The 21,672-nt window shown below is 55.0% G+C and carries 17 protein-coding genes; 4 read left to right on the top strand and 13 right to left on the bottom strand.

The window, feature by feature from the left end; all coding sequences use genetic code 11:
• The gene (locus MYS68_RS29270; protein ID WP_248929184.1) at positions 1-2,916 is read right to left on the bottom strand and encodes an ATP-binding protein; all 2,916 of its coding nucleotides are present in this window, start codon (positions 2,914-2,916) and stop codon (positions 1-3) included.
• Positions 2,917-3,180: 264 nt separating this feature from the next.
• On the opposite strand from MYS68_RS29270, the gene MYS68_RS29265 reads away from it, so the two are divergent.
• Positions 3,181-4,368: an EAL domain-containing protein gene (locus tag MYS68_RS29265; RefSeq protein ID WP_248929183.1), complete on the top strand. Its 1,188-nt coding sequence runs from the start codon at positions 3,181-3,183 to the stop codon at positions 4,366-4,368.
• Between the two features lie 73 nt (positions 4,369-4,441).
• Here MYS68_RS29265 and MYS68_RS29260 read toward each other — a convergent pair whose 3' ends face one another.
• From MYS68_RS29260 to MYS68_RS29220, 8 genes are all read right to left on the bottom strand, one after another.
• Positions 4,442-4,984, bottom strand: coding sequence for an HD domain-containing protein (locus MYS68_RS29260; RefSeq protein ID WP_248929182.1), 543 nt, complete (start codon positions 4,982-4,984; stop codon positions 4,442-4,444).
• A 51-nt stretch (positions 4,985-5,035) separates the two neighbouring features.
• Positions 5,036-5,938, bottom strand: coding sequence for a bifunctional GNAT family N-acetyltransferase/NUDIX hydrolase (locus MYS68_RS29255; RefSeq protein ID WP_248929181.1), 903 nt, complete (start codon positions 5,936-5,938; stop codon positions 5,036-5,038).
• Positions 5,939-6,160: 222 nt separating this feature from the next.
• Positions 6,161-7,075, bottom strand: a complete 915-nt coding sequence (locus MYS68_RS29250) for an aminoglycoside phosphotransferase family protein (protein WP_248929180.1) — start codon at positions 7,073-7,075, stop codon at positions 6,161-6,163.
• Between the two features lie 46 nt (positions 7,076-7,121).
• Complete coding sequence (locus MYS68_RS29245; protein WP_248929179.1) at positions 7,122-8,987, bottom strand: proline--tRNA ligase; 1,866 nt, start codon at positions 8,985-8,987, stop codon at positions 7,122-7,124.
• Between the two features lie 377 nt (positions 8,988-9,364).
• Positions 9,365-10,243, bottom strand: a complete 879-nt coding sequence (locus MYS68_RS38680) for an NUDIX domain-containing protein (protein ID WP_275983544.1) — start codon at positions 10,241-10,243, stop codon at positions 9,365-9,367.
• A 42-nt stretch (positions 10,244-10,285) separates the two neighbouring features.
• Positions 10,286-10,912, bottom strand: a complete 627-nt coding sequence (locus MYS68_RS29230) for a GGDEF domain-containing protein (protein ID WP_248929178.1) — start codon at positions 10,910-10,912, stop codon at positions 10,286-10,288.
• A 485-nt stretch (positions 10,913-11,397) separates the two neighbouring features.
• On the bottom strand, positions 11,398-14,229 hold the full coding sequence (locus MYS68_RS29225; protein ID WP_420852169.1) for a DEAD/DEAH box helicase: 2,832 nt from the start codon (positions 14,227-14,229) through the stop codon (positions 11,398-11,400).
• Positions 14,226-15,833 (bottom strand): SWIM zinc finger family protein, encoded by a 1,608-nt coding sequence (locus MYS68_RS29220; protein ID WP_248929176.1) that lies wholly within the window; start codon positions 15,831-15,833, stop codon positions 14,226-14,228. Before MYS68_RS29220 ends, MYS68_RS29225 begins: the two co-directional genes overlap by 4 nt.
• A gap of 226 nt (positions 15,834-16,059) precedes the next feature.
• Here MYS68_RS29220 and MYS68_RS29215 point away from each other — a divergent pair, with 226 nt between their 5' ends.
• Both MYS68_RS29215 and MYS68_RS29210 read left to right on the top strand, forming a co-directional pair.
• Positions 16,060-16,350, top strand: coding sequence for a hypothetical protein (locus MYS68_RS29215; RefSeq protein ID WP_248929175.1), 291 nt, complete (start codon positions 16,060-16,062; stop codon positions 16,348-16,350).
• A gap of 12 nt (positions 16,351-16,362) precedes the next feature.
• A complete protein-coding gene (locus tag MYS68_RS29210; protein ID WP_248929174.1) occupies positions 16,363-16,656 on the top strand; it encodes a 4a-hydroxytetrahydrobiopterin dehydratase in 294 nt (97 codons plus the stop codon).
• Positions 16,657-16,710: 54 nt separating this feature from the next.
• Here MYS68_RS29210 and MYS68_RS29205 read toward each other — a convergent pair whose 3' ends face one another.
• Positions 16,711-17,199: a GNAT family N-acetyltransferase gene (locus tag MYS68_RS29205; RefSeq protein ID WP_248929173.1), complete on the bottom strand. Its 489-nt coding sequence runs from the start codon at positions 17,197-17,199 to the stop codon at positions 16,711-16,713.
• Positions 17,200-17,370: 171 nt separating this feature from the next.
• Between MYS68_RS29205 and MYS68_RS29200 the strand changes: the two genes are divergently transcribed.
• Positions 17,371-18,207 carry a sulfurtransferase gene (locus tag MYS68_RS29200; RefSeq protein WP_248929172.1) on the top strand — a complete coding sequence of 279 codons (837 nt, stop codon included), beginning with the start codon at positions 17,371-17,373 and terminating at the stop codon, positions 18,205-18,207.
• 391 nt (positions 18,208-18,598) lie between these two features.
• Here the strand turns inward: MYS68_RS29200 and MYS68_RS29195 are convergent, their stop codons facing one another.
• The 3 genes from MYS68_RS29195 to MYS68_RS29185 form a co-directional block, all read right to left on the bottom strand.
• A complete protein-coding gene (locus MYS68_RS29195; RefSeq protein WP_248929171.1) occupies positions 18,599-19,291 on the bottom strand; it encodes a hypothetical protein in 693 nt (230 codons plus the stop codon).
• A 351-nt stretch (positions 19,292-19,642) separates the two neighbouring features.
• Positions 19,643-21,070 carry a GNAT family N-acetyltransferase gene (locus MYS68_RS29190; protein WP_248929170.1) on the bottom strand — a complete coding sequence of 476 codons (1,428 nt, stop codon included), beginning with the start codon at positions 21,068-21,070 and terminating at the stop codon, positions 19,643-19,645.
• Between the two features lie 217 nt (positions 21,071-21,287).
• Complete coding sequence (locus MYS68_RS29185) at positions 21,288-21,620, bottom strand: hypothetical protein (protein WP_248929169.1); 333 nt, start codon at positions 21,618-21,620, stop codon at positions 21,288-21,290.
• Positions 21,621-21,672: the final 52 nt, after the last annotated feature.

Genomic DNA, 21,672 nt, shown 5'->3' with positions numbered 1-21,672 from the left:
TCATTCATCCGGCGCGGAATGGCCGGCATTCTCCGGCGGCTTCTGCTTGATCTTCACTTCAATGGTGTCCTCGGCATGCTTCACTTCCTCGACCTCGATGCCGTTTTTCGTCAGGGAGGAAGTGATATGCTTCTCATCCTGCTCCGGGAAAATATAGGCCGGCAGCCGGGATTGATCCTGCAGCAGCTCGCGGGCGACCCGCAGCAGCTTATCCATAGAAAACGGTTTTTTCAAGTATTTCTCGATATCTTTCTCCTGATAGTCGGCCGGCAGATCCAATGCGGTCGAGACGATCACCGGGGTCCGGTGCGATTTCGGGTCGCGGTATAGCTCGGCGATAAAGTCCCATCCGGTTTTGACGCCTTCCAGATGAATATCGACGATGCACAGTACCGGAGGGTTATGGCGGGCCCGCTGCAAGGCGATAATGCCTTCCTCCGCCGATCTCAAATGCACGGAGGGCGAGCCTAGCCTGGCCAGGGCAAGCCTGATCAGCTTGGCCAAATTATCGTCATCCTCCAGCACGACAATGCTGCCTTCGATGCTCGGGACATCGTGCAGGGCAAGCTCGACGGTAAACGTGCTTCCTTGGCCCATTTCGGATTCGAACGAGATTTTGCCGCCGTGCGCATCGACGATTTCCTTGACGATCGCAAGCCCCAGCCCGGTGCCGCCGATCTGCCTGCGGTCGGAGTTGTCGACGCGGTAAAATTTGGAGAACAGCTTGGCTTTCGCTTCTTCTGGAATACCCAGGCCGTAATCCTGAATTTCCAGTTGTACGGTCGCTTCTCCGTCAATCAACCGAATGTCGACCCGATCCTTGGCCGGGGAATATTTAATGGCGTTGCTCAGCAGATTATGCACAACCTGCCTCAGCCGGTCGACATCGGCGCGAACCCAGACTTCACGGCCGGCGGCGTGCAGCACGATGTCATGCGATTGTTTGCCCTGCCATTGGTCGATCACTTCTTGCAGCAGAGAAGTCAGTTCCACCGGAGCAAAATGGTACACCTGGCGGCCGGACTCCATTCTCTGCAAATCGAGGAAATCGTTGATCAGCGTCGACAGGCGGTTTGCTTCCTTATATACCGTCTCCAAATATTTTTGCTGCCGCTCCGGCGGAAGCGTGCGGTGCAGCAATATTTCGATGAAGCCGAGCACGCTCGACAGCGGCGTTCTCAGCTCGTGGGAGACGATGCTGATGAATTCGTTTTTCATTTCGTCGACTTTCTCTTCTTCGGTGCGGTCGCGGAATACGAACAGGACACCGAGGTAACCGGTCGTCTCCTTGTCCCCAACCTTGGACGCGTAAACTTCGGCATGGCGAGGCTGCTTCTCCCCTTCGGGGACGTACGTAAATCTCTCGGACAGACGGTCCAGCGAGCCGTTGAGCAGCCCTTCCATCGCCAGACAGGCATGCGCAAACGAGGGCGTCTTGTTTTCAATTCGTTTGAGATAGTCGATTAAATGATGATCGAGCTTCTCGTTCAGCCGGTAATAATCGCGCATGCGGTGGTTGGCAAATAGCACGTAGCCGTTCGCATCGCACAGCATCATCCCTTCGTGGGTGGATTCCAAAATATTTTCGATCAGGTCCCGCTGCTCTGCGATGTACGCCTTCTCCAGCGTCAATTGATCGTTCAGCTCGGAGAGGTGAAGCGCCTTTTGGCGCCGGTCTTCGCTGATCATCTGCGCGAGGAACGCAAGTTCGAACTGGCGAATGAGACCCGTGGAGAGCCGTTCCTGCTGCTCGGAGCTCGTCATGGTCCTGTAGGCCGTCAGCAGCAAAAAGCCGATGACGTTCTGTTCGTCGTCGAACAGCGGGTAATACCGGTCGAGCGCTTGGGTAATGCCCAGGTGAAAGCCGCGTTCTGCGGCACTGGCATTGCGTATACATTCGATCGGCTGCCGTTCGTCGAAAACTCTGCGGGCCGGACCGAACAGCTCCGATTCGATCGATGGAGGCAGTTCGTCCGGGTAGCCGAGGGCGTGGACGATCTCGAAACGGCCGGAATGTTCCCGGTTCCGTATAACAACAAGCGCGCAGTCCATCTTGAGTGCGGCAAGAAGCCCCGGCAAAGAATGGTTCATAAACGATTTCATTTCCGTCATGCCGGTGAGCTTCTCCTGGAAGCCGGTGATGATCTCCAGTTCGGCTTCCCGCGAAGACAATTTCTCCAGCGTGCGCTGCTGCTCTTCCTGTTGGGCGATGATTTCTTCGTTTTGCGCCTCCAGGCTTTCCGCCATGAAACGGTACGTTTCCTCGCTTTTGCGAAGTGCGGCTTCCGCCCGGTGGGCGCGGCTGAAAATAAAACCGGACAAAACGCCGATAATCAGCGCCAAAATCCCGCTTATGGCGATGATGGTGCGGGTGAGGCCGCCGGCCTGTCTGGTTTGTGCGTAGGCGTCTTCGCTGATTTTTTCAATTTCCGCAATTAATTTGGTATGAATGAGGCGGAACTGGTCCATCAGCTGCTTTCCCGTATCGATCCGATTGCGGGCATCGGCGGTTTGGCCGGTTTGTATCCGATTGATCTGGTTGTTATAGTGCTGCTGCATCCGATCGATCTGAGGGACCGCCTCGTTTTCGATGATCTGCTTTAACGACGGGTACGCCTCTTCGAAGGAGCGCAATGTCTCGAGGTCTTCGCGCAGCTGAGCTTTGCCCTCTTCAAACGGATCCAAATACTTGGAATCCGCCGTGATCATATACCCGCGAATACCTGTCTCCTGATTGATGAGATCGGTCAGCAGATCGCTGGCTGCGGAGGAAAGCGGGATCGCATCGTGAACGACGTGATCCGTTTGTTTCTCCATATTGAGGGAAGACAGGTAGCTGGAAGCTCCGGTCAGAGCAAGCAAGCCGACAATTAAAGCAACATAGATCAACGAAACGCGGGATCTTGATATTTGCATGGGTTATCCCTTTCATTCGAATTTTCCGTTGCGAGGTGCATTAAACCATTCGACGGAACTTCGACAAAATCCTTTTATCGACACTAAAGATTCGACCGTTTTGACGAATCTGAGTGAGCCGTGAAGCAGATTTTTCGAGCGAATACTTGAAACCGCGCCGCGAATAAGGATTGCTTTCCTTGCGCATTGTGCTTTACAATACAATATGTAATGTCAGAAAACCTCCCATTTCAAAAGGGAGTCGTCAGGATGGGGGGAAGGAATATGCTAGCTGGCGGAGTGATACCGGCCGGACAGGAAGTGCAGCCGTTTTTCCAACCCATCGTTTCCATGCAGACCCAGCGGGTGATCGGCTACGAAACGTTAGGACGGCATATCGTGGGCAATGAAATTCGCAGCTTGGGTCCCTTTTTTCAAGATCCGAATATCAGCGACGAAACTCATTTGGGAATTGACCGGATTTTGCGGGAGAGAGCGATTGAACGCATGTCGGCGGAAAAAAACGGGGCGTGGCTTTTTATTAATTTGAAGCCTTCCTGGATTTACCGGGTTTACCGCGAGACCGGCATGCTGCCGACCTTGCAGTTTATCGACAAACACGGCATGGACCCGGCCCGCATCGTGATTGAGGTTACCGAAGAGGAATTTCAGGGCAGACTCGAGGAATTGACGCAAATCATTGAAGTGTACCGCCAGCGGGGATGCACCATAGCGATAGATGATATTGGCAGCGGTTCAAGCAACTATGAGAGGATCGCTTCCATCCGGCCGAAAATTTTGAAAATCGATCTGAAGATTTTGAAAAAAAGCGCGACACACGACGGCTATAAGGCGCTGCTCGATTCGTTTTCGATTTTATCCTCGCAAATGGGCGCATCGCTGCTCGTGGAAGGTGTGGAAACGAAGCAGGATTTGCATAATGCACTGAAGGCGGGCGCCCGATACGTACAGGGATTTTTATTTTCTCCGGCGGTCCCGGAATTATTGCCGGACTCGGCGTTTGAGGATATGCTGAAGCAGGAGATCAAGCTGTACACCGAACAGCAGCTGCACCGTTACCGCAGTCTGTTCTCGGTGCAGGAGAGCCTGAACGATCTCATTACGGCGGAAGCCATGATCGGAGGGGCGGAGGATGCCGACGCGCTCATCCGCAGTCTGCTCGGGCGCGTGGCCGACAATGTCGTACGAATGTACATATGCCGCGAAGACGGCAGGCAAATTTCCTCCAATTTCAGCCGGACTGAGGAGTGCGGCTGGGAGGTGGACGAGAAGTTTCGCGGGGCCAACTGGATTTGGCGCCCTTATTTTATTCCGAATGTGCTTCGCATGAGCGTACAAGGGCAGGGGCATCTGTCCCAGGTATACATCGATCTCGACAGCTCCCGTCCTATGCAAACGTATTCGTGTCCGCTCAATCGGGATCATTACCTGTTTCTGGACTTGTTCGTTTGATTGGCAAGAAACCCCGCTCTATTGCAAGGCGGGGTTCCTGTTTTCTCGAAATAGACACGCTTTGACGGCACCTTTAAACAGGCCTGAGTCCTTCCCGTAAATCTTTAATAAACGCGCCGGCAAACTGCTGCATTTCGGAATAAATCCGCTGAGCTTCCGGCAGGTAACATTCGCCTTTCCCCAGAACGTGAGCTTCGAAGTAATCGAGGGTTTGCTCCAAGCTTTGCCCTCTGGCCGTGCCGGTACATAAAGATTTCACGATCAGATACGTTTTGCCCCCTTCAATCATATGGGCGTCATGCAGAAGCTTTCCTTCCAACGTTTCCGGAATCTCATCTTTTTGCGATTCCCACGAGATGTTGACGATTTTTTCGACGTACTCGTCATCCAATCCTTTTTTCCTCAAGTAATGCCGGATCAAATCCTCCCGCAAATAGATGAATCCGTGAAAGTAACAGCCGTACGTGATGACATCCGAATCCGTAATTTCAGGATAATGCGCTAACAGGCGTTTCGCGGAAAGGAGCATCCTGTCGATGTGGCTCAAATCATGCATAATGTCTTTGTTCGCATAAAAAGGACTGACAAATTCGATAAGTTCGTCTACATTTATCAAAATTGCATTCCTCCTTGCATTTAATGAATATTTTACCATACGAATGAGGCGTCAAACATCACTATTTGCAGCTCGCGCGCATCGTACCGCCCAGGAGTGATGCTCGTGGAACAGCAGATTGTCAGCCTCCTCCACGCGAATCCATTGTAAGCTATGATCATCTTCCGCAGGGTCCTGCACTTTTTCAGCGAATTGAGCCGTGTAAAACTTTCCGTCGCCGATAAGAGGTTCGTTTCGGGAGGACAGGAAGTATCTCTCCGCCTCACCGATCAAAGATCCGATATGGATGGCATAGCCGGTTTCCTCCAGCACTTCGCGGCGGAGACATTCATGATCCGTTTCTCCATCCTCGAGTCCCCCTCCCGGCAAAAAGTAATGTCCTGCTGCGGTCAATACAGCCGCCACCTGTTGTTTGTCTTCGTCAAATATGACGGCATAGCAGCCTTTTCTTCTTGCATAGTCTAAGCCGTCCGATTTTTGTCCAAAAGTACGCATTCTCCATCGGCTCAGCGGCAGCATATATACCTCTTTTTGGGAAATCCATTCAAATCCCAGCTTCTCGTAAAGGGATCGTGCCGGGAGATTGCCGGTATCGGTTTCCAGCTGCAGCCGATGGGCCCCGCGTTCGCGGGCGAGCTCGACGGTGTGCTGCAAAAGAGCTTGGCCCACGCCGGAATTGCGGTGCTTCGGAGAAGTATACACGTCTTGGATTTTTAAAATGGGAAGTCCTTTGGTCGTTGAGAATCCCCAATGGTAAGTGACGAATCCGGCGTACTCGTCTTGATGGCGGGCCAGCAAACAGATGGTATGAGCGTCCTCCAACAACCGAAGCAGAGCCGCCTCGCATTCCTCGGCATGGCCGCCGTCCCAACCGCCTTCGGCTCTGTAACCGGCCAACAACAAGCTTGCCTCGCGGATCAAAGAGTGGTTCAGTTCCACAATTTCAATCGGCATAATCCTCGAACCTCCCGATCAAGTGATGATTTGATTTTGAACCATTTTTCGGAAAAATTATAGACTGATAATTTCCGGTTTGTTATGATGTTGAATAAGGTGTGTTAAAAAATCCGGACTCTTTCCAAAAGCAAAGGACTGCAAACCTGAAGATGAATCCCTGTGCCTGTAAAACGGCGGGACACTTCGGGTGGCAGTCCTTTATTTTTTGGAAATACAGCGTCAATCGGAAAGCGCTCGCGCTATATTCGCCCTGGCTTCGTTCGCTGTATTCTCATCGCCCTGATCGATGGCCTGCAGCAAAATCAACATGGGAATGTACACCGCGATCAAACGCGCCAGTACCTTCGTCTCTTCATCCACTTCTCCATATTCGCTGAAAAAATCCGAACGGGCGAAAGGAGGCAGGAAGCTGTAGGCGATATTCAAATCGCACGCGGGGTGCCCGATATTCATGTCGCCCCAATCGATAATTCCGGAGATGGCCCCGCTTTCATCGACCAATATATTTTTAAAATGTAGATCGCCATGGAGGAATACGCCTTTCGGCGTCACACGATCGGTCTGGAGCCGATCCAAATAATCGGCGATGGCGCGATGCTCGTCGGCCCTAAGATGCGGGGCGAGATCGGACAAAAATCCGAGCATCTTTTTCTTGCGCGATGCGACGTCCGTCAAGTTCCTGTGGTCATGCTCAATGCCGTTTTCTACGGCGATATGGACCGGGAAAGCATGCAAACTTTTCAAAAATTGCGCAAGCGCCGCTGTCGATGACGCACGTTGTCCGTCCGTCAATCCGATGGGAAACCTGCCCGGCAAATAAGGGTAACCAAGAAACGGGGCGGGGTATTCCTCATGTTCTTTACCAAAAAAAATCGGCTTCGGATACGGGAGGCGAATCACGCCCTCCAGCTTCGGCAGTATGTTCATTTCCGTCTTGATCAACCGAACGGCCGCCGTTCTTCTCGGAAAGCGAAACACATATTCGTCTCCAACGCGAAAAACCGTATTATCCCAGCCGTAACCAAGGTGTCGGATTTTTAAGGACAATAGCTGAGGAAACTGGCTGCCGATAAGACGAAGAGCCAGTTCCTCAGCAATATTCCATTCCGCATCCCATACTTTCGAACCTGCCATATTTCTGTCCTCCCCGGATCTATTGGCATCCTCAGCCATCCGCAAGTCAGAGCAGCGAAGTCCGGTCGGCTGAGGCGATTTCACTTGTGATTTGCGCGACCGCTTCCTCTATAGTCAGTGCCGCGGCGGCTTCGTCCGAGCGCCGTTTGAACTCGACGATGCCTTCGGCGGCCCGTTTGCCGACGGTCAGGCGCAGCGGGATGCCGATCAGGTCGGCATCCTTGAATTTGACGCCGGGACGCTCGGCGCGATCGTCCAGCAGCACCTCCGCTCCGGCTTCCCGCAGCCGGGAGTACAGCGATTCGGCGACGGCCATCTGCACCTCATCCTGGACGGAAACGGGGATGAGGTGCACGTGGAACGGAGCGATTGCCATCGGCCAGAGCAAGCCGTGTTCGTCGTGGCGCTGCTCCGCGACCGCGGCAAGCAGGCGGGAGATGCCGATACCGTAGCAGCCCATGATCAGCGGATGCTCTTGCCCCGACGCATCGGCGAAATTCGCCTCGAGAACTTCGCTGTACTTGGTGCCGAGCTTAAAGACGTGGCCGATCTCGATCCCTTTGTGCAGGGCAAGGGCGCTGCGGCAGCGGGGACAAGCGTCACCTTCGCCTACATTGCGAAAATCGCCGACACGATCCAGCGCAAAATCCCGCCCCGGCCGAACGCCGCGGTAATGGTAGTCGGCCGCATTCGCTCCGGTAATGCCTTGCTCCATCGCAGCAACCTGGACGTCGACGAGGAGCGGCACGGACAACCCGATCGGACCGGCAAAGCCGACAGGGGCCCCGGTAATCCGCTGCGCGGTCTCGGCATCGGCCAGCTCGAGGCGGCTCGCTCCAAGATAATGAGCGAGCTTGATCTCGTTAGCCGTTTGATCGCCGCGAATCAAAACGGCGATCGGCTCGCCGTCGGCGAGATAAAGCAGAGTTTTGATAATGTCCCGCGCTTCCAGCCGGAACGTTTGAACGAGCTGCTCGATCGTGCGGACGCCGGGAGTATGGAACCGTTCGTACGCAGAGATAACGGCGGATTCGCGGCCGGCCGCCTGCGCATGCAGGGGTACCGCTTCCGGGAAGCCGGTCTCCGAGGTCCGGCTTGGATGCCGGGCCGCTTCCGCTTGCGAGTCTTCCGGCAAGGCCCGCTGCCAATACGCGGCCTCGGAAGATCGTCCAGCAGCGACGCCCGCCGGCGGCGCTGCCTCCGCTTTTTCCAGATTTGCCGCGTAATCGCAGCCGGTGCACACCGCAATCGTATCTTCGCCGATTTCGGCGAGCGCGATAAACTCGTGTGTGCCCCCATCGCCGCCGATCGATCCGGCATCGGCCAGCACGGCGCGATAACGCAGTCCGCAGCGTTCGAAGATGCGGCAGTAAGCTTCGTACATACGCGTATAGGACGCCTCCAGCCCTTCCCGGTCCGCATCGAAGGAATACGCGTCCTTCATCAGAAATTCCCGGCAGCGCAGCAGCCCGAAGCGGGGTCTGCGCTCGTCGCGGAACTTCGTCTGAATCTGGTACACCGTGAGCGGCAGCTGGCGGTAGGAGCCGATCTCTTGCCCGGCCAGCGTCGTAATGACTTCCTCATGAGTAGGGCCGAGCGCAAATTCCCGCCCGCCGCGGTCATGGAAGCGGATCAGCTCCGGGCCGTATTCGTCATATCGACCGGACCGCTGCCACAGCTCGGCGGGCTGCATTGCGGACAAATGCAGCTCCTGGGCGCCGGCGCCGTCCATTTCCTGCCGGATGATCCGCTCGATACGGCGCAGAACCCGCCAGCCTAACGGCAGAAAGGCGTAAACCCCGGAAGCGAGCGGGCGGATGAACCCGGCGCGCAGCAGCAGCCGGTGGCTGGCCGCCTCGGCATCCGCCGGAACTTCGCGGAGAGTAGGGAGAAGCAGACGATTTTGATGCATAGCGAGAATCCCTCCATTTTTGGCAAAAAGATAAACAAAAAAACGCCTTCGTCAGGGACGAAAGCGTTCGTGGTACCACCCTAATTTCACGGCTGACCGTCAGGTCGAGCCGTGCTCCGGCCATGGTAACGGGATGGGCCCGGCGGCGAATAATGGAGCTGGCTCGTTCCTCGCCGCAGCTTCGAAGGGGGGAAGACATCAGCGAAGCCGGGAAACCTTGCAGCGAACGGTTTCCTCTCTGAACAGCCGGCGTGAGCTTATGACCTTCGTCAAGCGCTTGTAAGTTTTATCTACTAATTTACACAAAAAGGATCCCGGGTGCAAGAGGGGAATGTACGTTGTTGTGTATGGTTGCGACGGGGTAGGGCAGGGGACGATCAAAGCTCGTTATCGTACTGCCAATGGGTATTCGTTAAGCCGCGGTTGATCGACCATTCCGCCATCATTTTCCGCTGGCGAATTTCGAGGTCCCTAAAGGGGGCCGCTTCAAAAGAAATAGGATGAAAACGGTCCACGAAATGCGGTCCCTCCTTATATTTTTTAAAGGCGCCCATATCCTTATCGTTCGCGGCCCAGACGACTCTCTTGACGCTAAAACAAAGCAGAATAGCGCCGGTGCACATCGGACAAGGCTCACACGTCGTATATAAAGTGTAGTCCGCCTTGAGGAATTTCCTGTTATCCAAATCGAGCATGGCGGCTCCCGCATTTCGGATCGCCTCCACTTCGGCATGTGCGGTCGTATCCGAACCGGAAAAAACCTTATTGTGTCCTCTGCCGATGATGCTCCCTGCAGCATCCACGATGACGGCTCCGATGGGGAATGTTCCTTCCGCCTGGGCTTTCTCCGCTTCGATAAAGGCTTCCAGCAAATATTTACGGTCCTGTTCCATAAGCTTGCACCTTACCGCATGCCGGCGGTATACGTCCAGAATATGCAGCGTTTTCTCGTCCCATTTGTCCGTATCGTCCGGGGAAATCCAGCCGATATCGAGCAGTCCGGGCTCAAGCTGCAGCGTCCCGCCGGTTATCCTGACGAGGTAAGTGAACTTGCTTTCTTCCCGGCAGAGCGGCTCCGTCACTTCCACGTCGAAACCGGTTTCTTCCCGCACTTCGCGGATGCAGGCCTGCTCCGGCGTCTCTCCTTCTTCAATCCCGCCCCCGGGGAAATTCCAAAACGTCCGCGTTTCGTCATGGTTGTACTGACGAACCATCAAGAACCGTCCATCCTGAACGATAATACCTTGCGAGTCCATATCCATGCACCTTCTTTTTTGGAAAATGAACGTTTCACCTTGCTAGTTCTGGTCGTACTTGCGAAGCAGATCGTTTAAAGCTTCCCGCAGCAAAAAAGACTCCTTCTTGTTAAGCTGCTCGGCGAGCGTCTTCAGCTTGCGGACGGCGGAGGAAGGGTAATAACACGATTTCATGATCATCTCCTCGTTGGGAGCAAGCGCGACCTGATTGCGTCCGATTTCTTTGGCGGTCATCAAGGCGGCGCTGGCGGCGCGGTTCAGAGACTGCTCATTTTTCGCATCGCGCGGGTATTGGGCAACGCCGACGGTGATCGTCACATCGCGATGGTCTTCGAGACCGAACCGCTCCTGAGATTGTTCGATCTTGACGCGAAGCGCTTCCATTTTGAGAAAAGCTTGCTCGAGCGTCGCACCCGGCAGCGCCACCGCAAATTCGTCTCCGGAAACACGGAACGCTTGAGACGGGACGGCTTCCCGGAACAGCTCGGCGAGCGTCTGCAGCACCTTGTCGCCGGTATCGCTGCCGAGCTCGTGGTTGATTTCCATGAAGTGATCGACGTCAATCAAAGCGAGCGCCACAGGGTTATCCTTCTTGATGTTGTCCTCCAAAAAGTTCTCCAGCGCTTTGCGGCTGGGCAATCCGGTTAAAGAATCGATGTGCTTGTTCATTGCGGTCATCTCCTGAATTTGGAATTTTGCTGTTGGGTTTATTATATATAGGAATAAATATATATGTAAATATGTATATGTTATTTTTATATATAAAATTAATTATATATAATTATGTAATATGCAGCTCTGCATGTAAAAAAGCAGCCCCGTGTTTTGAACGGAGCTGCTTGCTGAGTAACCGTTGCATGCTTACCAAGATTAAAGGCGGGAACGAAGCGAAAGTCTCAGTCGATGAGGAAAGTTCTATCCGTTTGAGCGTGGACCGTTAGATGGGGAGAATCAATGCTGCAAAAGGTGAGGCGGTTCGAACGAGCGGGTCTCGAAAGCAGCAGGCGGAAAAAATTCCATCTGACGGGACGATACGCACGGAGGACCCGGAAGATGCGATTAGAACCCCTAAACCATCCCCACCATGGTAAGGGGCCCTGCTGTCAAAATGGTTTGGGTGAGCAGATCAGCTCTTTCCAGCGTATACGGCGGCGTTACGTCTCGACCCACTCGTTCCGCAAAATGAACAGCTCGCGCAGGTCGTCCGTCGACAGCTCGGTGATCCAGTTTTCGCCGGTGCCGACGATCTGCTGGCTGAGCCCCTGCTTGCGCTCGATCATCTCGTCGATGCGCTCCTCGAGCGTACCGAGCGTGACGAACTTGTGCACCTGGACGTGGCGCGTTTGGCCGATTCGGAAAGCCCGGTCGGTCGCCTGGTTTTCGACAGCGGGGTTCCACCAGCGGTCGAAGTGGAACACGTGATTGGCGGCCGTCAGGTTAAGGCCGATGCCGCCCGCCTTCAGCGACAGCAGGAAAATACCCGGATGGTCACTCGCCTCATCCTGGAAGTGAGCGATCATCTCGTCGCGCGTTATCCGCGGCGTGCTGCCGTTCAGGAAAGGCACCTCAAGCCCGAGCTCCTGGCGGAAAATGTGCTGCAGCAGCAGGCCCGTTTCTACGAATTGGGTAAACACGAGACACCGGTCGCCTTCCTGGCGCAGCTCCTGCACCATCTCGAGAAGCCGTTCCACCTTGTTGGAGCGGTTTTGCCACGGCCGGGAAAAGTTTTCCTTCAGCAGCAGCGACGGATGATTGCACACCTGCTTCAGCTTCGTCAGCGAAGCGAGGATGTGGCCGCGCCGCTCCATGGCGGACAGCCTGTCGATGCGCTGGAGCAGGTTTTGCACCTCGCTTTCGTACAAGGTCGCCTGCTCGGCGGTCAGCGAGACGAACGTTTTGTATTCGTTTTTTTCCGGCAGATCAAGCTGGATGGACGGGTCGTTTTTCACCCGCCGCAGCAGGAACGGGCGGATCAGCCGCTGCACCTTGCCGATCAGCTCGGGGTCCTGCGTGCGCTCGACGGCGTTCACGTAGCGCTGCGAGAAATCGCGCAGGGAGCCGAGGTAGCCGGGATTGATAAAATCGAAGATCGACCACAGCTCGGTCAGCCGGTTTTCCATCGGCGTTCCCGTCATCGCAATCCGGTGGCGGCCGCTGAGCTGGCGGATCGACTGGGCCTGCTTCGTGTAGGCGTTTTTGATGTTTTGCGCTTCGTCAAGGCAGATGGAATCCCACTCCACCGAAGACAGCTCCGTTTCGTCGAGATGGGCCAGCGTATACGAGGTCAGCACGAGATGCATGCCTTCGCACGCTTCGGTGAACTTTTTCCCCTTGGCCCGGTTCGGCCCGTAATGCAGATGCACCTTAAGATGAGGAGCAAACCGCTGCAGCTCCTTCTGCCAGTTGCCGAGCACCGACGTCGGGCAAATGAGCAGGGAAGGAAGCCCCGGCTTTTCATGCTCCTGCACGTAGAGCAGATAAGAGATCCACTGGATCGTTTTTCCGAGACCCATGTCGTCGGCGAGGCAGCCGCCGAGTCCGGTGCGCCGCAGGAAATACATCCACGAGATGCCTTCCGTCTGGTAAGGCCGCAGGCTGCCGCGGAACGAATCCGGCGGCGTGATGGACGGCGGCCGCTTGCTGTGCATAAGCTGACCGATCATGTCTTCGAGGTGCTCGTTTAGCTCCACCTCGATCGGCAGCGTGCGCTCGAAGTCGAGCTCCTCCTCGCCGTCGACCGAACCGAGCAGATGCAGCTCCAGCACGTCGCGGAACGACAAGCCGCGCTTCTTCTCGACCTGCTTCATCGCCTGTTCGATGCGGGCGAGCTGAGTCGGGTCGAGCTGCACCCAGGCGCCGCGCAGCTGCACGAGCTTGCGCTTCTCCGCGAGCAGCTGGCGGAACTCCTCCTCGGTCAGCTCCATGTCGCCGACGGCGATTTTCCAATCGAAGCGCATCAGCGCCTCGAGCCCGAACAGCGCCGTCCCGGCTGCGCCGACGGACGACTTGATGCGCGCCTTCAGCTTCGGCCGGGTGCGGCGGATGCGCTCCCACCACGCCGGCAGGAAAATCGTGTAGCCGGCTTCAATCAGCCGCAGGCTGTCCTCGGCGAGGAAGTCCCATGCTTCGTCCGACGTCAGCTGCGTGCGCAGCCCTTCGCCGTCGTCCCGGCGCAGCCACGGGACGATGCGTCCCCACTTGGCGATATCCTTCGCCAAGCGGTCCAGCGGCCAGTCGTCCGGCAGCGCACGGTCTTCCACAGGCTCGCCGTGTTCGTTCACGACGAACACGATGTCGGGATTGGCGCGGTCCTGCAGGACAAAGCGCAGCCGCCACAAGAGGTCCCCGCCCTGCGGCTCGACGAGCTGCAGGCAGGACCGGTACGGCGTCGCATCGGCCTGCCAGCCGATCGACACGAGCCAATCCTCCTCGTCCATCCAGATGTCGGACGAGGTGCTTTCGCGCTGCAGCAGCGGGAAGGCGCGTTCCAGCTGCTGCAGGTTTTCCTTCATGCGGCCGTCGCGCTCCACCCACTGGGGAATGAGGTGGGCGATCCATTCCTGCACGATCGGCTCTTCGGCTCCGCCCGCATCGGCGGGCAGCTGCAGCTTCCAGCCGCGCGTCCCGGCCTTCCACTGCGCGAAGTCCGGCATAAAGCGGCCGGCAAGCAGCGCCTCCTTCACCGCCGGCGCGGTGCTGAGCAGCGCCGCCGCTTCGGCGTCCCATTCGAGCTTCATGTGCTGCGCATGCGCCGGATCGCAAAAATAATCGAGAGCTTCGAGTGCCGGCAGCAGTACGCCTTCCTTCTGAAACCAGTCGGTGGTCTCGAGAAACGTGCCGTAGAAGGACGGCTTGTGCCAGGCAAACAATATATTTTTCAGATCCATGGCGTCCCAGATGCCGCCACTCTGGCGCGTTCCCCATAAGAAGAACGAGCCGGACGCAATCCACCGGGCATGGACGGTCATCGTGCTCAGATCGATCATGGAATCCATTTCCCCTTCTTCAGTTCTTCCTGAAAAGCACGCAGCCTGTTGTATTTGGCGGCCAGCCGTGCGATGAAGTCGTCCCAGCGGTCCAGCTCGCCGAGCTGCTTGTAGTAGCCGTGCAGCTTTTTAAGCAGCTTCGCCGCCGTCGCGTAGGAGGTGCGGTTTTTCTCGACGATGCACCGCTCTATCGCCTGCGTATACAGCGGCAATAGCAGCGCCGGGTCATGGGACTCCACCGCCTTGAGCTCGGCGGCGTACAAGTTCGCAGGGGAGATGCGGTGTGAAATTTGCAGGTCCACCCAATGCTTGAACCGCGACGTTTTCAGCAAATAGGCCGTGTAGTAATAATACGTGCGCGGCAGCAGCGCCTCCATGACCGCGACCCACTCCTCGTCGCTCGGCTGATGCCGGATCGCCTCTGTCCAATATTGGCAGAAAACGCTGAAATCCTCCTGGTTGGCACGCTGGACGGACGGCGTCATCCATCGCAGCCAGCGGATGAGACGATCCCACGTCTCCCGCTTTTGGAACATGTGCAAATAGAGGAAAAAGTCGTGCGGTTCCTTGATCTTCAGCGCCTTCAGCTCGCCGAACGCCTGGGCGTCGTCTCCCCGGATGACGGCAAAATGCGCGAGACAGAGCAGCAGCACATCCATTTTTCGCGGAGGGTTATTCGGCTTATCCGCTTCTTTCCTCAGCGCGGCGATTTCCTCCTGCTGCCACTGCATTTCTCCATCCAGCCGCCACCAAAACATCCGGTATACGGTCAGCCAATCGAGCGGACTGTCCTTGGCCTGCAGCGTCATTTCCGCGACCCGCTGCACCGCTTCCTTCATATAATCCGGGTGCTCCTCAAGCAGCTTTTCCGCCGGAAGCTGCGGAATAAGCTCCAGCGCCTGGCTTTGGCACAGCTTGGCTACGGCTTTGCAGCCGGATTCATGGTAGGACGACAAATACGACGATTTGCTGTCCACGTAAAACTGCTCCGTCTTGCGCATGATAAACAGCAGCACATGGAGCCGGTACATGAGGCGCATAGGCTCCGGCCAGCCTTCGGCCAGCTTGGTCAGCATCTCCTGAGCCGTTTGGTAAAACGTCTCCATCGACGACTGATGCGACACCGAAAATCCGTAAAACTGCTGGTCGAAGTAGCGGTGCCACGACGCAGGCGGTTGTCCCGGCTCCGGCGGCCCTCCAGGCTCCTGTTTTTTCTCGGCGCGCTGCCCCATGCGGGCCTGCTGCATCTTCGCTTTCACCAGCAGCGCCTGCTTCAACTGCTGCAGCAGCAGCTCCGGCCGTCCAAACGGCACGTACAGCGAAAATACGGCAGCCGCCATATGCTCGCACCAGCCTTTTTCCGGGCAGCTGCACTCGCTTTTTTTGAAATCGTCCAAATCGAGTATGACGTCATAGGCGCGGTTTTCCCGCAGCAGCGCATGAATTTCCGTACCGTACAGCAGCTCGATCCCGGACACGCGCCCCTTGTGGAACAGTTCCCAGCCGCGTTCCAAAGTCGCCACGTCAAAATGCGTCTGCAGCTCGTCGATCAAGTGATTCATTCGGTTTTTAGGAATTTGCAGCCTGAGCATCGGATCGGTCATCCCCCGAATCGTTTTCCGGAACGCGAATAGTCTATCTTATCAGTTTACTATAATTTTGGCGGAAATAAACAAAGGAATCGCCCGCAGCGCGTCGAATTTTTAAAAAATAATGAAAAAATGGGCGCCTCTCTGGGTTCCTTCCGGTTTTAACCTGCTCACGGTCGGGATAAGATGGAGTAAGATGCATAACGACAACGGGTTTTGGAAGGAAGGAGGACATGGCACGATGGGGATTCGATATGGCCGGGACTACCGGGATATCATCAGCGATTTGACCGCTGCGCTGCAGGGCGTGGATTGCCATGAGCTGCTGGAGATGAGCGCCGAAGATTGGGAAGCGCTGGAGGGCGACGAGCGCTCCGGCTGCATCCGTACGCTGGCGGACGACGTATTTTACGCGCTCGGCGTATCGCCGACGGTACAGGTCGGCGGAGGCCGCATCAGCCACGACCGCACGCACCATATTATTAAAATATGCCAGGACGATAATGTGATTCGCGTCGTTCATTTGGTGTAAAGGAGGAAGCTCATGAAGCTGACGGAGGAGCAGCTGGGGGAAAGGCTGGCGCAAGCGGAAGGCTGGAGCCGGGAAGACGGGAAATGGATCGTGAAAAAATACCGGTTCCCCGCGTTCATGCAAGGGATCGCGTTTGTCAACGAGGTGGCCCGCATCGCGGAAGAGCTGAACCATCATCCGATGATAGCCATCGACTACAAGATGGTGACGCTGCGGCTTACTTCGTGGAGCGAAGGCGGTCTCACGGAGCTCGATTTTCAAAGCGCCGAGCGGTATGATGCTGCGTATCTGAACATAAAGAATTGACGGACAGCCGAAGGGGGCGAGGGCGACCCGGAAGGCTGTCTTTTTTCGGCTGCGTCATCGCTTAAGCACCATGCAGTGAAAAGCGGCCATTCCGATCGGCGTCATCCTTTCGTAGGTGTCGTCGATCGCGAACCCGGCTTTTTCATACGTGCGGATGGCGCGATGGTTCCATACGAACACCTCGAGGTCGATCTCGTTTTCGGGGGAGCGCCTTCGGGCTTCCTGCACGATCGCCCGGACAAACGCGGTGCCTTGGCCTTGTCCGCACCAATCCGGGCGCAGGCCGAGGCCGAGACGGGTAACGCCGACAATCGGAAAAAACTGCGCAAATCCGCACAGCTCGCCATGTTCATCAAGCACGGCGCTGTACTGCTGCCCGCGGATGTAGGGGTCGGCGAATTCCTCGGCGTGCCGCACCATGTGTTCCCACGACGGCAAGTTGTATACGTCGTAGGGAGCAGGGTAGGTCCAGCTGCAAATCGAACGTCCATGCTCCTCCGTCATTGGAGCGAAAAAGAACCCCGGGGACTTTCCGGCCGGCATGCCCCTCACCTCCACTAGATGAATTTCCGCTGTTTTGCCGTGAAACCATCGTACACCTCAAATCGGATTTGATGCAACTTACAAAGAACGTCGGCATTTCCTCTATTTCCCTTAGGGGCGGCATCCATGTATACTGGAAGAAGATCAATCCATAAAGGAAGTGAATCGGCTTTGAAGCATATCGTCAGTCAAGAATGGTTGTTTGAACGTGGAACCGATGATCATACCGTTATCGTAGATTGCCGCTTCGTCCTGGGGAATCCGGATGCCGGGCGCCGCAGTTATGAGGAGGACCATATCCCGGGGGCCGTCTATTTTGATTTGGAGGAGGACCTGTCTTCACCGATAAAAGAACACGGCGGCCGCCATCCGCTACCGGATTGGGATGCTTTTGCGAAGCGTCTCGGCGAAGCGGGAATCGGCAACGAATCGACGGTCATTGCCTACGACGATCAAGGCGGAGCTATGGCTTCCCGGTTCTGGTGGATGCTGAAATATCTCGGACATGACCGGGCTTACGTGCTGGACGGCGGCTACACCAAGTGGAAGGAAGCCGGTTATCCGGTTACCGAAGAACCTGCTGCGGCGCATGAAGCTTCGTTTATACCTCATCCTCAGCCCCATATGCTTGTAGGCATGGAAGAGGTGAAGCAGCGGATCGGCCGGCCGGAAACGGTGCTGATCGATTCGCGGGAGAGCAAACGTTACGAGGGGCTTGAAGAGCCGATCGACAAAGTGGCGGGACATATCCCGGGGGCCCGGAATCATTTTTGGAAGGATTCGCTGAACGGTCAGGGAGGCTGGAAAACCGCCGAGGAGCAGCGGGAGCGTTTCGCAGGTCTGCCGCGCGATCAGGAGATTATCGTCTATTGCGGCTCCGGCGTAACCGCCTGCCCGAACGTGCTGGCACTGACGGAAGCCGGCTTCACGAACGTGAAGCTGTACGCGGGAAGCTGGAGCGACTGGATTTCGTACGAGGAGAATCCGATCGCTACGGGGGAAAAGTAAGGGCCGAGAGACCGCGTGGGGCGCGGGTTGGAGGGCTGTAACAGGTTATGGGCAAGCGACCTGCTGCGGCCCTTTTTGCCGTTTTCGTACCCAACCGGAACTTGCACTGCTTCGGATGCGGCTTTGTAGTCGGTCGCTTTTGTAAGGCGTGAAAACGCTTTTCTAGCTTCATCCGTCTGCCCATGGTAAATCTGTATGATTTTTCAGATAGATTAGTTAGGATTTAAGCAAACAGAAAAATGTATATGATTTTTCATACAAAATGTTCGATTTTACGATCCTGGGGAGTGAATCTATTCGGTTTTTCATATAGATTTCACCGTTTCCCCCTCCAATAGCAACTTATGTTCGATTTTTCATACAAAATCTGCACATGAAGAGACGTACATCGTTAAACCAAATCCGGACTTTGGACAGAACCGATATATTCATAATAGGTGGTACGGCGAGACGTTCCTCTCGCCACTGCCCGGAACTTACCCTTATCCACTAGCTTACGGCAGTACTTGATGACCGTCATCGTATGCAGCTCCAGCTCCCTCGCCGCTTCGGCGGGGCGGAGGACCCGATTGCGGCGGATTGCCGCCCGCATCAAGTCCCGTTCGATTTTTGAGATGAGCTTCTCGACCGTTCTGCTTTTCACGGTTCCATCCCCGACCGACAACAAATAAGGGGATAGTATATTTCGCAATGTGGAGAGGATGAACGCGGGATTCTCTTTTAACTCATCCAGCGAGATATAAAGGACATAACAATCTTGAGCCTGAAGAAAAAGCCCCCGGTTCAAATCCAGGCGATATTTGCTACGGTCCGTACCATGCGAGCCGTAGTCCATAATCTCAAATACAATTCGAACGGCCCCTGCAATCCACATGAAATCGACAAAATAAGATCTTCCCCGCCAGTCCTTCACCTCATATTCAGGATGCATCCCATGAAAATGTCCGACAAGAGGCCACCAAATTTGCTCGACGAATAATCGATTTCCGTATCCATGGCCGCGTTTTAGAGCGTCGAGGCGTTCCGCCCTTCTTCTCTTTAGATGATCACTTATCCATTTATCGTGTTCCGTTTGAAAACCCATTCCCTAACCCCTCGCTTCTCCATATACGTCTGGAAACATAAAAACCCCGAATCCTTTCCGAATTTAGAAAGGAAACGGGGCATTCTTTGCCACTCGGCTATTGCTTGATATCCATAGTGTGCCACAAAGTGGTAAAGGAATGCAACCTTTGGCCCAGGACGGGGGAAGTCTTCTACGATGCGGAAATAAACTTCACGCGACCAATGGGGAAATGAACGTAGAGGCTGGAGGCTACCATGATAAATATTGCGTCTTTTACTTCCATGGCTTCACCCCCTTATCGAAGGGAACCCATGCCCACCCAAGGTTTCAATTGTACATTTACATCATTAACGCTGTTTTGCAACGCGATCAAGCGTTCCGTTTCCTCGGCACTCGCAATTCCCGAATCATTTCGCTCTCATCTCGGCCGATTTCCTCGAAGCCCAATGACGCATACAAGCTCGCCGCATGTACGTTCGCAGGCCGATGTCCAAGCATGATTTTCGCGCAGTCATGCTTTTCCCGGATGTACCGTACAAGCTCCTGCATGCCGGATCGTCCTAATCCTCTACGTTGGAACTTGTGGTCGATCATATAAGCCATGATCCAGTAGTTGCCATCGTCGGGATCGACGGCATAAACCGCAAATCCGACTAATTGCTCGTGATGATATATGGCCAGAGGGGTAAACCCGCAGTAGGCGGATTCGGCAAGCCAATATACGACAGGTACGGGAAAAACGGGCTTCTGTTCATCGGAAACTTGAAGTTCGGTGCAGGCGTACCAATTGTGCTGGTCAACCGGCCTGAGTTCAACAGTCGGCCGGTAACGCTCGCGTATCCGATCGCAGATTCCCAGCAGTTTATTTTTAAGCGGGATGACCCATTCCGGCGGGTTTATCAAATCCATATCCTCCACGCTGCGGAGAATCCGTGCGAAAGAATATAGATCCGCAAACCTTTGGAACAGGGGAAGCTGTTTAAGGCAACTATCATCCAAAGATCTAACCGACCGGTAACCGGCGATAAAATGCTTAATCTTTCCCCGGACCTCATCATGTTCTTGTTCTGCAAGATCGGAAATAGCGGACGCAATATCCATAACATACCAATGAAACATCGCATCGTCGAAATCGATGGCGCAATAACGGGATTTTTCCGCCACATAGAAGATGTTGTCCGGTTGGAAATCATAATGGATCAGCCCTGCATGCTCCTTGCCCGTAGGCAGCTCTGAAAGCAGCCCTCGCAATTGTTCGAGCTCACGCCTGGCGCCATGTTCTTGGGGATGGCGTTTCAAAACCGAGGAGACGAAGGTCAGCGCATCGACCCAGCTCCCCCGCAATACTGCACCGGAACCATACGATTCGGATAAAATATGCAGCGAAGCAAGCGAACGTCCCCACTCTTCGACATGCCGATCGGTCATTTGATCGAGCGGGAGGTGGATTCCGCCTGCTTGTTGAAACACTACTCCATAGTACCGGCTGCCGTCGGGCAACCGAACCGTTTCGATCCAGCAGCCGTTCCGGGAACGGACAGGAGCGACGGCCGGATAACCTTGGTTTATCAGGTATAGGATAAAATCGAGCTCCGCCTGAATCCTTTCGATAGTGCTGTCTTCCTCATGAATGAATCTGAGGAAGTACCGTTCCCCGTTTTTTTCAAACAAGTAAACGAAGTTGCTGCTGGCCCTCCAGAACCTCAACGTTTCCGCATCATGATCCCAAAGCTGAATCAGTTGTTTGGCAGGGGAGTGGTTTTCCAATCCTCGTACCATGTTTTTTAAAGACATCATGTCCTGGCTATCCTCCCATGTCCTGATGAGAGGCGTTTTGTCTAAAACCAACGACCTCTCACAGGCATTTTTATGTTGTCGTTCGTATTCAACATCATCACTCCTTCAGGTCGTAGTAGGGATAATAAAGCCGTATGTCGTGAAGTCCTGCCCTCCATGTCACATTGTCGAATAAGTATCCGGCAACATCAAGGTACAGTTTAGATTAAACTGATTTCTAACCGGGCTGGCATCGCCCTTCTTCAGTTTGGTTCAGTACATCGTTCGTTAAACTTTTTCCGAAAGCGCCGATTTTTGCATGAAAAAGACCTATAAGGAGAGCACCTGCGGCGCCCGCTGCAAACGAGACGAGGGCATGCTCCGGAACATCCGCAAAATAGATCAGCACCGCGGTCGCGACAAAGCCGGCCCAACCCGCCACGAAATTCGGAACCGCCGAGTTGCCGAAGATGCAGGGATAAGATTCCTTGGTGATGCCTTTAACAAAATGAGGAAAGGCATTCGCGCCGAGTACCCCGGCCATGAAGCTCAAAAATACGTCGAGCAGCATAATAAGACTCCTTTCGCTTGAAAAACATGGTTTTTTTTGGTACTAATTCATT

The organism is Paenibacillus hamazuiensis (genome assembly GCF_023276405.1).
Classification (GTDB): domain Bacteria; phylum Bacillota; class Bacilli; order Paenibacillales; family NBRC-103111; genus Paenibacillus_AF; species Paenibacillus_AF hamazuiensis.
The sequence above is the reverse complement of the archived record's forward strand: the minus strand, read 5'-3'. Positions and strand labels throughout refer to the sequence as shown.

Excerpts from the sequence above, each read along its gene's own strand:
- MYS68_RS29230 (WP_248929178.1), bottom strand. The coding sequence starts at position 10,912 with ATGAACAAGCACATCGATTCTTTAACCGGATTGCCCAGCCGCAAAGCG.
- MYS68_RS29190 (WP_248929170.1), bottom strand. The coding sequence starts at position 21,070 with ATGATGTCTTTAAAAAACATGGTACGAGGATTGGAAAACCACTCCCCT.
- MYS68_RS29195 (WP_248929171.1), bottom strand. The coding sequence starts at position 19,291 with ATGGGTTTTCAAACGGAACACGATAAATGGATAAGTGATCATCTAAAG.
- MYS68_RS29265 (WP_248929183.1), top strand. The coding sequence starts at position 3,181 with ATGCTAGCTGGCGGAGTGATACCGGCCGGACAGGAAGTGCAGCCGTTT.
- MYS68_RS29270 (WP_248929184.1), bottom strand. The coding sequence starts at position 2,916 with ATGCAAATATCAAGATCCCGCGTTTCGTTGATCTATGTTGCTTTAATT.
- MYS68_RS29255 (WP_248929181.1), bottom strand. The coding sequence starts at position 5,938 with ATGCCGATTGAAATTGTGGAACTGAACCACTCTTTGATCCGCGAGGCA.
- MYS68_RS29185 (WP_248929169.1), bottom strand. The coding sequence starts at position 21,620 with ATGCTGCTCGACGTATTTTTGAGCTTCATGGCCGGGGTACTCGGCGCG.
- MYS68_RS29220 (WP_248929176.1), bottom strand. The coding sequence starts at position 15,833 with ATGACCGATCCGATGCTCAGGCTGCAAATTCCTAAAAACCGAATGAAT.
- MYS68_RS29225 (WP_420852169.1), bottom strand. The coding sequence starts at position 14,229 with ATGATCGATCTGAGCACGATGACCGTCCATGCCCGGTGGATTGCGTCC.
- MYS68_RS29245 (WP_248929179.1), bottom strand. The coding sequence starts at position 8,987 with ATGCATCAAAATCGTCTGCTTCTCCCTACTCTCCGCGAAGTTCCGGCG.
- MYS68_RS29215 (WP_248929175.1), top strand. The coding sequence starts at position 16,060 with ATGGGGATTCGATATGGCCGGGACTACCGGGATATCATCAGCGATTTG.
- MYS68_RS29210 (WP_248929174.1), top strand. The coding sequence starts at position 16,363 with ATGAAGCTGACGGAGGAGCAGCTGGGGGAAAGGCTGGCGCAAGCGGAA.
- MYS68_RS29250 (WP_248929180.1), bottom strand. The coding sequence starts at position 7,075 with ATGGCAGGTTCGAAAGTATGGGATGCGGAATGGAATATTGCTGAGGAA.
- MYS68_RS29205 (WP_248929173.1), bottom strand. The coding sequence starts at position 17,199 with ATGCCGGCCGGAAAGTCCCCGGGGTTCTTTTTCGCTCCAATGACGGAG.
- MYS68_RS38680 (WP_275983544.1), bottom strand. The coding sequence starts at position 10,243 with ATGGACTCGCAAGGTATTATCGTTCAGGATGGACGGTTCTTGATGGTT.